11 protein-coding genes and 2 tRNA genes are annotated in these 10,615 nt (G+C 37.4%); 7 read left to right on the top strand and 6 right to left on the bottom strand.

The window, feature by feature from the left end:
* Window positions 1-12: 12 nt before the first annotated feature.
* The 3 genes from BMX11_RS23745 to BMX11_RS23735 all read right to left on the bottom strand — a co-directional run bounded on the left by BMX11_RS23745 (window position 13) and on the right by BMX11_RS23735 (window position 799).
* Window positions 13-97, bottom strand: a tRNA-Leu gene (locus tag BMX11_RS23745).
* 47 nt (window positions 98-144) lie between these two features.
* A tRNA-Gly gene (locus tag BMX11_RS23740) sits at window positions 145-220 on the bottom strand.
* 93 nt (window positions 221-313) lie between these two features.
* Window positions 314-799: a regulatory protein RecX gene (locus BMX11_RS23735; RefSeq protein WP_090890006.1), complete on the bottom strand. Its 486-nt coding sequence runs from the start codon at window positions 797-799 to the stop codon at window positions 314-316.
* A 61-nt stretch (window positions 800-860) separates the two neighbouring features.
* On the opposite strand from BMX11_RS23735, the gene BMX11_RS23730 reads away from it, so the two are divergent.
* The 3 genes from BMX11_RS23730 (at window position 861) to arsC (ending at window position 4,523) form a co-directional block, all read left to right on the top strand.
* Window positions 861-3,320, top strand: coding sequence for a bifunctional UDP-N-acetylmuramoyl-tripeptide:D-alanyl-D-alanine ligase/alanine racemase (locus BMX11_RS23730; RefSeq protein ID WP_090890003.1), 2,460 nt, complete (start codon window positions 861-863; stop codon window positions 3,318-3,320).
* A gap of 258 nt (window positions 3,321-3,578) precedes the next feature.
* Window positions 3,579-4,169 carry a DUF502 domain-containing protein gene (locus tag BMX11_RS23725; protein ID WP_090890000.1) on the top strand — a complete coding sequence of 197 codons (591 nt, stop codon included), beginning with the start codon at window positions 3,579-3,581 and terminating at the stop codon, window positions 4,167-4,169.
* A gap of 9 nt (window positions 4,170-4,178) precedes the next feature.
* Complete coding sequence (arsC, locus tag BMX11_RS23720) at window positions 4,179-4,523, top strand: arsenate reductase (glutaredoxin) (protein WP_090889996.1); 345 nt, start codon at window positions 4,179-4,181, stop codon at window positions 4,521-4,523.
* 59 nt (window positions 4,524-4,582) lie between these two features.
* Here the strand turns inward: arsC and BMX11_RS23715 are convergent, their stop codons facing one another.
* The 3 genes from BMX11_RS23715 to BMX11_RS23705 form a co-directional block, all read right to left on the bottom strand.
* On the bottom strand, window positions 4,583-5,077 hold the full coding sequence (locus BMX11_RS23715) for a hypothetical protein (protein WP_090889992.1): 495 nt from the start codon (window positions 5,075-5,077) through the stop codon (window positions 4,583-4,585).
* Between the two features lie 236 nt (window positions 5,078-5,313).
* Window positions 5,314-6,021 carry an LOG family protein gene (locus BMX11_RS23710; protein WP_090889989.1) on the bottom strand — a complete coding sequence of 236 codons (708 nt, stop codon included), beginning with the start codon at window positions 6,019-6,021 and terminating at the stop codon, window positions 5,314-5,316.
* A 17-nt stretch (window positions 6,022-6,038) separates the two neighbouring features.
* Complete coding sequence (locus BMX11_RS23705) at window positions 6,039-7,547, bottom strand: sodium:solute symporter (RefSeq protein ID WP_090889986.1); 1,509 nt, start codon at window positions 7,545-7,547, stop codon at window positions 6,039-6,041.
* A 173-nt stretch (window positions 7,548-7,720) separates the two neighbouring features.
* Between BMX11_RS23705 and recR the strand changes: the two genes are divergently transcribed.
* From recR to BMX11_RS24610, 4 genes are all read left to right on the top strand, one after another.
* A complete protein-coding gene (gene recR / locus BMX11_RS23700; RefSeq protein WP_090889985.1) occupies window positions 7,721-8,338 on the top strand; it encodes a recombination mediator RecR in 618 nt (205 codons plus the stop codon).
* Window positions 8,338-9,096: a PI-PLC domain-containing protein gene (locus tag BMX11_RS23695; RefSeq protein WP_090889982.1), complete on the top strand. Its 759-nt coding sequence runs from the start codon at window positions 8,338-8,340 to the stop codon at window positions 9,094-9,096. The genes recR and BMX11_RS23695 overlap by 1 nt, the downstream gene beginning before the upstream one ends.
* Window positions 9,097-9,329: 233 nt before the next feature.
* Window positions 9,330-10,148, top strand: coding sequence for an SDR family oxidoreductase (locus tag BMX11_RS23690; RefSeq protein ID WP_090889979.1), 819 nt, complete (start codon window positions 9,330-9,332; stop codon window positions 10,146-10,148).
* Between the two features lie 236 nt (window positions 10,149-10,384).
* On the top strand, window positions 10,385-10,615 hold a 231-nt coding region (locus tag BMX11_RS24610), incomplete at its 3' end, for a hypothetical protein (RefSeq protein WP_217643908.1).

Here is a 10,615-nt window from a genome sequence, read left to right as displayed (position 1 = left end):
AATTCCCATTCGTACTCGGGGCGGGAATCGAACCCGCACGACTTTTAGGGTCACAGGATTTTAAGTCCTGCGTGTCTACCAGTTCCACCACCCGAGCAGGTGATTAACCTTTTAAATTTAAAAGCCTCCGTTTAAGAAGGCTTTTGGAGCGAAAGACGAGATTCGAACTCGCGACCCCGACCTTGGCAAGGTCGTGCTCTACCAACTGAGCTACTTTCGCATTTACAAAACAGATACTGTGTTTCGTTTTGGTGATGCAAATATAGAGAGTTTTCTATTTCTGTCAAGGGATTTTTTAGTAAAAATTTAATATTTAATTTAAGTTGCTGTTTTTCAGTGCAACTAAAATTAAATCATTTTCAAAACCTCGGGACTGTAGATAGTACATCAACTTAATTTTCCGTTTAAAAGGATCTTTTTCGTTTAAAAGCTTCGCTTTTTTAATGGCCAAATCGGTTAAAGTTTTCAGATAGTCGTCGTCATCTAAGCTGTACAATGCTTTTTGCAGTAACTTTTCAGGCACTCCCTTTAGTTTCAGTCCTTGCTTAATTTTTATCCTTCCCCATTTTTTTATGTTGAATTTACCCGAAGCGTAGTTCATTGCAAAGCGTTCTTCATTCAAAAAATTATGGAGGATAAGGTCGCTAAGAATCTCTTCCAGCTCATCGCCACGCATTCCTAATTCTAATAGTTTGGTTCTCACCTCCTTTTGAGAGCGTTCCTGGTAGGCGCAAAAACTTTCGGCTTTAGCCAATGCTTGTTTTTTATCTAAAATGGGCGCTTGATTACTGCTTTTCATAATTAATTGCTGAAATTCGTAAAAAATAAAACCATATTGTAATTTTTTGAAATTATAAAGGATGTCTACTTCAATATATACCGTTTCTAAAGTTGTTCAAGTTTTAAATGCCGATGCCGTTTTTGTAGATAGCGAAGCCATTATCCAATATTTAGTGATCGATAGCCGTTCTGTGCTAGTGCCTGAAAACTCACTTTTTTTTGCTTTGAAGTCACATCGTGATGGGCACGAATTTATCAAAGATGCCTATCAAAAGGAGATTCGAAATTTTGTAGTTACCGACCGAAAATATGTTGATCAGTATCCTGATTGTAATTTCATTATCGTAGAAAACGTACTGAAGTCCCTTCAGAAACTGGCCACTTATCATCGGTCGCAATCTCAATTAAAAACCATTGGCATTACCGGAAGTAACGGAAAAACCATTGTTAAAGAATGGTTATATCAACTTTTAGCACTAGATTTTAATATCGTGAGAAGTCCTAAAAGTTACAACTCTCAAATAGGAGTACCACTTTCGGTTTGGCAGATTGAATCTGAGAACAATTTAGGGATTTTCGAAGCTGGAATTTCTGCTGTAAATGAGATGGACGAACTCGAAGAGATTATTCAACCAGAAATTGGAATTTTAACCAATATCGGAGAGGCTCATGCAGAGGGATTTAGCTCTAAGAAGGAAAAGCTGTTAGAAAAACTTAAGCTTTTTAAAAATGCCGATTTGCTCATTTATTCCCCAGAATACGTAACCGAAATTAATGCCAAGCTATTGCCAGGAAAGAAGCATTTTAGCTGGAGCAGTAAGCAGGCGGCAGATTTGCAAATTATTGCTGTAGAGCCTATTGAAGGTAATTGTTACCTGAGGGCTATTTATCAAAATGCTGAAATTGAATGTATTCTCCCGTTTAAGGACCGGGCTTCCATTGAGAATGGAATGATTTGCTGGGCAACCCTTTTAGCAATGGGATACACGCCTGAACAGGCCGATTTAAGACTCGAAAAAATCAGTGCCGTAAGTATGCGCCTGGAGCTGAAAAATGGAATTAATCAATGCTCCATTATTGATGACTCTTACAGTGCAGATATTTCTTCATTGGCCATTGCACTCGATTTTCTCAACCAACAAAACCAGCACCCTAAAAGAACGGTTATCCTTTCCGAATTGTTCGAAACAGGTAAGGATGATCAGGATTTATATAAAGAAATTGCCGAATTGTTGGTTCAAAAGAAGGTAAACAGGTTGATCGGAATCGGGAAACACATGGCCGCCCATCAAACTTTGTTCAGTGTTGATACCCTTTTTTTTGACGATACAAATGCTTTCATAGAAGCTTTCCCCAGTATAGAATTCAGCCATGAAACCATTTTAGTAAAAGGGGCAAGGCGATTTGAATTTGGGAGGATCAGTAAACTGTTAACGCAGAAAATTCACGATACCGTTTTAGAAATTGATCTCAATGCCATGGTGGGTAATTTGCAGTTCTACCGCTCTAAAATACAACCGGGAGTAAAAATTATGGCCATGGTGAAGGCTTTTTCTTATGGTAGCGGAAGTTTTGAGATCGCAAATCTTTTACAGTTTCACAAAGTAGATTATTTGGCAGTAGCCTATGCCGATGAGGGTATTGCCCTACGTAAAGCGGGGATTACCTTACCCATAATGGTGTTGAGTCCGGAGGAATCTGCTTTTGAAGCCATTATTAAACATCGTTTAGAACCTGAAATTTATAGCTTAGAGATATTGAACAGCTTTATGCGGGCTTTATCCAATTACGATTTTAATTATCCGGTACACCTGAAAATTGATAGTGGCATGCATCGTTTGGGCTTCGATCGAGCTGAAATTTCCAGCCTGATTGAGGGGATAAAAAATAATGATAAGATCAAGGTGCAAAGTATTTTCTCTCATTTAGTAGCTAGTGACGCAGCAGAACATGATGGCTTTACCCAACACCAAATTGATCAGTTTCAAAATGTTGCAGATCAGTTGGTCAACGCTTTAGGCTACAAGCCATTATTGCATATTGCAAATACCTCTGGTATCAGTAGGTGGCCTAATGGACAAATGGATATGGTTCGTTTAGGAATAGGGCTTTATGGCTTCGATTCTGCATTGTATCAAAATAGAGGACTACAAACGGTTATGGTTCTGAAAACTACTGTTACCCAAGTTAAGCTCCTGGAAGCTGGGGAAACTGTTGGTTACAGCAGGAGAGGAGTAATGCCACAAGGTGGAAGAATTGCAACCGTTAAAATTGGGTATGCCGATGGTTACAGCAGGGCATTCGGAAATGGAGTTGGTAAAATGATCGTTAATGGACATTTAGTGCCTACCATTGGCTCAATTTGCATGGATATGACCATGTTGGATGTAACGGGTATTGATGTTAAAGCAGGCGATGAAGCCATCGTGTTTAACCAGAGTCATAGCATTATGCAGTTGGCAAAAGATATCGGTACAATTCCTTACGAAATTTTAACCAATATCTCTCAAAGAGTAAAAAGGGTGTATTTTTATGAATGATAGGTTAGTTCAATGGTTCACTTGTTCAATAGTTCATTAGTCACTAGTTCATTAGTCATTAGTTCAATGGTCATTATTGAATTAGTCTGCAATTGCATCAGTTAAACAGTTCAACGGTTCATCAGTTAAACAATTGAACAATTAAGCAGTTGAACAATTAGACAATTAAACAGTTAGTCGATTATTACTCTGCATCATCAGTTAAACAATTAAGCACTTAAACAATTAAAGAACAAAACAAATAAGTAATTTTGCGGCATGAACAGAATCGGGAAGGCCATTTTAAATTATCTCATTAAAGGTTTATTAATTGTAGTGCCTATCGCAGTGAGTATTTTTATTGTGGTATGGGCGGTAACTACTGTTGATAGCTGGTTAAATGTAAATAATATTCTGGGAGTAGATCCCAGGACAGGGGAGAGCAGGAATATTCCAGGTTTGGGGCTACTAACCGTAATTACCATCATCTTAGTTGCCGGAATTTTTGTAACCAACTTTGTAACCGAACCCATGTACAATTGGTTTCAGCGAATCTTACATCGATTACCATTATTAAACTTTATATATTCTTCCATAAAAGATCTTACCGAGGCCTTTGTAGGCGACGAAAAGAAATTTAATCACCCGGTTCTGGTAGAGGTAGAAGGTGGAATGAAAAAAATTGGTTTTCTGACTCAAAACGATCTCAAGAAACTCAATCTTCAAGATGATGTTGCTGTTTATTTTCCCCTTTCTTATTCATTTGCTGGCCAGCTTTGTATTGTAAAAAGGGATAAGGTTGTCGACTTGAATATGAGTGCTGCAGATGCAATGAAACTGGTGGTAAGTGGTGGTGTTAGTGGATTATAATTTAAAAAGATGATTAAAATTTATCACAATAACCGTTGTAGCAAGAGCAGGTCTGCATTAACCATTTTGCAGGAAAGCGGTCTTGATTTTGAAATCATATATTATTTGGAAACCCCTCCAACAATTGAAGAGCTTGCGGAGATTATTCAAAAATTAGGGATTAAACCTGAAGAACTGCTAAGAAAAACAGAACCAATATATGTAGAACACTATAAAGGCAAGTCTCTAACCGATGATGAATGGATAAAAGTGATGACAGAAAATCCTAATCTTATCGAACGACCAATAGTGATTTCCGGAAATAAAGGCGTAATTGCCCGCCCTGTTGAGCGAATATTTGAGATTGTCTATTAGTAGTAGCAAGTATTTAGTATCGAGTAGCAAGATTGGGTTTCGATGCTTTGCCCGCTTGATTAAAAAATCCCTCTGAAAGATAATGGCAGGAACACGATCAAAAGTAAAAGGATAAGTATCCTTGCATAATATTCCCTAATAAATAAACCAATTACAACTAATAAATCGTCATCTACATTGGTGTGAATTAGTCCATTGCCGGTAGCCGCATTAAATAAAAGTTGTTTATCTGTATGGTTATTAATAGACCATCTGCTTAGCCAGGTATTTTGAAATGACCACTCCAGTTCTTCTCCGGTACTGAGTTTAATTTTTGCTTTAAAAGCCAGCCACTCGTAATTGATTACAGCGATAACTTCATTTTTATTATTGATTAATTTAGTCTTAGGATGACTAAATCCTTCGCTTTTTAAAAGATAAATTCCGCCTTGAGTAGTGGCAATAGCCGTATTTTTCCAGGTACTAAAGTTCAGTGAGAACCTTAATAAGCCCTTGTTGAATACCTGATAATTACTATCAAATACACCTTTTCTCCAATTTAATAACTGTTCCATCTCACCAAAGGATTTGTGTGTTAGTATTTAAAATCTGCTTAAGCTATTCGCTATACCAAACGTGCAGAAACTTGAAAACGTAGAATTAAAACAATTGTTTGTCATGTTGATAAAACCCGTCTTTTTGTAGGTTAGATAACAGTTTTATGGAGTTGTTACAGTGTGGGTTAGTAATAAAAAAAGTGCTTGACCATGCAAGCACTTGAAATATAAATATCAATTTATACTAAATCGAATTAGAAATTTGGTTTCAATACGTATTTGTCGTAGAAACGGAAAATATGTTCGGCGGCTTCTTCAGCAGTATCTACCAAACGGAAGAGATTCAGATCCTCTTCATGGATGTTGTGTTCTTTCTGGAGCATGGTATTTTTGATCCAATCGATTAAACCTCCCCAGTAATCAGTGCCAATTAAAACAATTGGGAAACGGGCAATTTTACCAGTCTGAATAAGGGTAAGGGCCTCGAAAAGTTCGTCCATTGTACCAAAACCTCCTGGAAGAACGATAAAGCCCTGGCTATATTTCATGAACATCACCTTACGTACAAAGAAATAATCGAACTCTAAAAGTTTGTTATGGTCAATGTACTTATTGTGGAATTGCTCAAAAGGCAACTCAATATTTAAACCTACTGATTTACCTCCATTGGTATGTGCACCTTTGTTACCGGCCTCCATAATTCCAGGTCCTCCGCCAGTAATAACACCATAACCTCTATCAGTTAATAGCTTTCCACACTGTTCTGCCAACTGGTAATATTTGTTGGTTTGCGCCGTACGGGCAGAACCATATATGGTAACACAGGGACCTATTTTGGCCAGTTTTTCAAAGCCGTCTACAAATTCGGCCATTATTTTAAATATCTGCCAGGAGTCTGTTACTTTAATTTCCTGCCAGTCTTTATTCTCAAAAGCACTTCTAATTTTTTCTTCACTCGTCATATACTTTTATTCTAAAATTAAAACCTGGTCTGCTTATCGGTCTTTTTACTGATGAATAGCAAACCTATAAAAGTGATTAATCCATTAATTAATATCAATTCTACGCTAAAAACGTAACCGCCCAATAATTGGGTAGAGTACGTTGCAAGCAAGTAACATAAAAAAGGCGATAAAATGCAAACTATTGGAACTAATTTATCATGCAAACCACGATTTTTTACAAACAATCCAAAACTATACAAACCTAACAGCGGACCGTAGGTGTATGAAGCGATTTGGAAAATTAAGCTCACCACAGAGGAACTGTTAAATGCATTGATTACGATGATAACCAGAAACATTAAAATTGAAAAGGCTACATGTACCGCATGACGCTTTTTAACAGCTTTCTCTGCATTTAAGTTCTCTGCTTTATCCATACCTAAAAAGTCTACACAAAACGAGGTAGTTAAGGCCGTAAGCGCAGAATCTGTAGTTGCAAAAGTTGCCGCTGTTAAACCCAGCATGAATATAATGGCTGGCACAGCGCCCAAATTATTAAGGGCAATTTCAGGGAATAATAAATCTGTTCGGGCTTTTCCAGTAAGATGGTCTAAAGGAATATCGATACCGTTTTTAGCGGCGAAAATATACAAAAGCGCGCCAACACTTAAAAAGAAAACATTTAAAATGACAAATACACCGGTAAAGCTGAACATATTTTTCTGTGCCTCTTTAATGGTACTCATACTTAAATTTTTCTGCATTAAATCCTGATCTAAACCAGTCATGGCGATCGTTACGAATATTCCTCCGATAAATTGCTTACCAAAATTAAATTTATTGGTCAGGAAATCGTCTAAGAAAAATATTTTGGAATAGCTGCTGTTTTTAATGGATTCAAAAGCCTGCGGGATGTTAAAATCTAAACTATTACAGATGAAATAAATGGTTAAGAATACCGAAAGAACCAGGAAAAAAGTTTGTAAAGTATCAGTAATGATGATTGTTTTTAAACCGCCTTTAAATGTGTACGACCAGATCAAGGCCAGGGAAATCAATACCGTTAGCCAAAAAGGAACACCGTAGTTGTCGAATATAAAACGCTGTAATACGATAACAACTAAGTATAACCTGGTTGCCGAGCCTAGTGTACGACTCAACAAGAATATAGATGCTGCTGTTTTATAGCTGTAATGGCCTAGTCGCTGTTCTATATAACTGTAAATCGAAGTTAATTTCATCCGGTAGTACAATGGCAATAAAACCGTAGCAATGATGATGAAACCCACTGCATTACCCAATACAAACTGAAAATACTGGAACTGATTCCCTCCGGGTGCACCCACTTCGCCGGGAACGGAAATAAATGTTACCCCAGAAAGGGCCGTTCCGATCATTCCAAAGGCAACCAAATACCATTTGGAATTTCTATTGGCAATAAAAAAGGTAGAATTGTCTGATGATTTTTGTGAGGTTACAAACGAAATAATTATCAGCACCAGAAAGTAGCCGATTAAGAAACAGAGTAGAATGGTTGGCGACATAGTTTTTTTGTTAAGCTGTTAAATGTAAGAAATTAGCTTCTAATGTCAATATGAGATTTGAGATACCAGATTTGAGACGCGGGATCTGAGATACAAGACTTGCAAACGCAGTTTGGGGATTAGGTTGCCCTGATGATCTTAAACAAATCAACTATTTTAATTATTTTTGTAGTATGAATTTTTCATCCAAACTGCTGGAAGATGCGGTAAACGAATTCTCGAAGTTACCTGGGGTAGGGCAAAAAACAGCGCTAAGATTGGTATTACATCTGTTGAATAAAGAAAAAGAAGAAGTCAATCTGTTTGGAAATACATTAATCCGGTTAAAAGCAGAAATTAAAAACTGTAATATTTGCCGTAATATATCCGATCATGTAATTTGCGAAATTTGTAGCTCGAATAAGCGGGATAAAGAAACCATTTGCGTTGTGGAAGATACCAGAGATGTAATGGCTATTGAGAATACTGGTCAGTATTTTGGGGTATATCATGTGCTTGGAGGATTGATCTCACCAATGGACGGGGTGGGGCCAGCCGATTTATTTATTGATGGATTGGTGGATAGAGTTGCCGCAGGAGGTGTTAAAGAAATTATCTTGGCCTTAAGTCCGAATATGGAAGGTGATACCACTCTTTTTTATCTTTATAAACGACTTAAAGAATTCAATGTACCTATTACTACCATCGCCAGGGGAATTGCTTTTGGTGGCGAACTGGAATATACAGACGAAATTACTCTCGGACGCTCGATTATTACCCGTGTACCGTATGAAACCGCAATGATGAAATAATGTATAGGATATTCTTAATTCTCCTTTTCTGCTCCCTTACATGTAGTTTAAGTGCGCAGATTAAAATCCATTCTCATAACGATTACACCCATGCAAGGCCCCTAATCCAAGCCTATGCCTATCAGGTTGCTCAAGTAGAAGCCGATATCTTCCTGATTGGCGATTCGCTAATCGTTGCCCACAGCAGAAAAGATAAGGACCTTTCGCGTACACTGGATCGCCTTTATCTGGCTCCTTTAGCAGATTGGTTTAGCAAGGATAAGCAAAGGGGAGTAAAAACAAATTACGGTTTAACACTGATGATTGACGTGAAGGAAAACTGGAGCCTGGTTTATCCTGTATTGAAAAAGGAAATTGAAAAATATGGCGATTTATTTGATAAAGATAGAAATCCTGATGCATTTCAAATTGTGATTAGTGGAGCCAGACCCGATAGCACCACATTTCATGAATATCCAAAGTGGCTGTTTTTTGATGGCTTACCTCATGCAAAATATGATAAAAAGAACTTGGCCCGCATAACGATGATTAGCGATAATTTTGCCTCTTATTCCAAATGGAAGGGTGTCGGCGAAATACCTGAAGCAGATAAAAAAGAGCTTCTCAAAGTGATTAAGGCAGCCCATCTGCTCCATAAGCCTGTGCGTTTCTGGGGCGCACCAGATAACGAAACGACATGGAAGCTACTTAAAAGTATAGAAGTAGACATTATTAACACAGACAAAGTTGTTGAAGCAACCCAGTACCTTAAATATTAACTAATAGTTGTAAACGCCCAGTCTTGCTACTTTATACTAAAAACTTGATACTAATGTAAAATGTTATAATGTAAGATGGACAGGCATCCAAAGCATCGGAATCCAGTCTTGCTACTTTATACTAAATACTTGATACTAATGTAAAATGTTGTAATGTAAGATGGACAGGCATCCAAAGCATCGGAATCCAGTCTTGATACTCGATACTAAATACTCGATACTATAAAAAAAATATGAATTTAAAAGATAAAGTAATCATCATAACCGGGGCCTCTAGTGGAATCGGAAAAGCTTGTGCAGAAGAATTTGCTAAGCGTGGTGCAAACCTGGTATTGGCTGCTCGTCAGTATGTTACCCTTTGTGAGAGTACTGCGGATTTAGAGAAAAAATATCAAATTAGAGCAGTTGCCGTTCAGGCTGATGTGAGCAAGGAAGCCGATTGCGAATTGATCATCAAGCAAGCCATGATATCTTTTCAAAAAATAGATATTTTGATAAATAATGCCGGATTATCTATGCGTGCCCTTTTTAATGATTTAGATTTATCGGTATTGAAAAATCTGATGGATGTGAACTTCTGGGGAACAGTTTATTGCACTAAATATGCGTTGCCAGAGATTTTGAAAACCAAGGGTAGCATTGTTGGAGTTTCTTCTATAGCCGGTTACCGTGGTTTACCAGGCAGAACGGGTTATTCGGCTTCTAAATTTGCCATGAACGGTTTTATGGAATCTTTACGTACAGAATTACTGAAAACAGGTGTTCACGTAATGGTGGCTTGCCCTGGATTTACCACTTCTAATATCCGCGTTGCAGCGCTTGCAAAAGACGGAGCAGCACATGGTGAAACCAGTATGGAGGAAGGTAAAATGATGAGTGCTGAAGAAGTTGCAAGTAATATTGCTGATGGGATTGTGCAACGCAAAAGAACCTTAATCATGACAGGACAAGGAAAACTAGCGGTATGGATGAATAAGTTGTTCCCTAAATTCACCGATAAAAAGGTATTTGAACTTTTTGCCAAAGAGAAGAATCCATTGATTAAAAGCTAATCACAAACAGCCTCAATACTAAATACTTGCTACTCAATACTTGCTACTCATGTAAAATGTTTTGATGGAAGATGGACGGAATAATCTCGATACTTGCTACTAAATACTTGCTACTTAATAATGCGAATTAAGGGTCGGATTTAATTATAAAAATAGGCATAAAACAGCCTGGTTTATTTTTATAATAGCCTGATAATCAGTATATTTATAGTGTATTCGACGCACTGTAAAACCACATGATTAATCAGGCTAAGGCACTAAAATTAATAAAATTATACCAATATGTATGCGATAGTTATGAAATTGAACTGCAGTACCACTGCCAGCGGTTCACCAATAATAGTAGACCTGATTTTACCGATCAGGAAGTCATGACCATTTATCTATTTGGTATCTATGAGGAACAACGTTTCAAAATAAAACAGATCCATAAATTTGCCTCGGATTATCTGCTCGGATGGTTTCCC

It is taken from the genome of Pedobacter rhizosphaerae (genome assembly GCF_900111155.1).
GTDB lineage: Bacteria > Bacteroidota > Bacteroidia > Sphingobacteriales > Sphingobacteriaceae > Pedobacter > Pedobacter rhizosphaerae.
The sequence above is the reverse complement of the archived record's forward strand: the minus strand, read 5'-3'. Positions and strand labels throughout refer to the sequence as shown.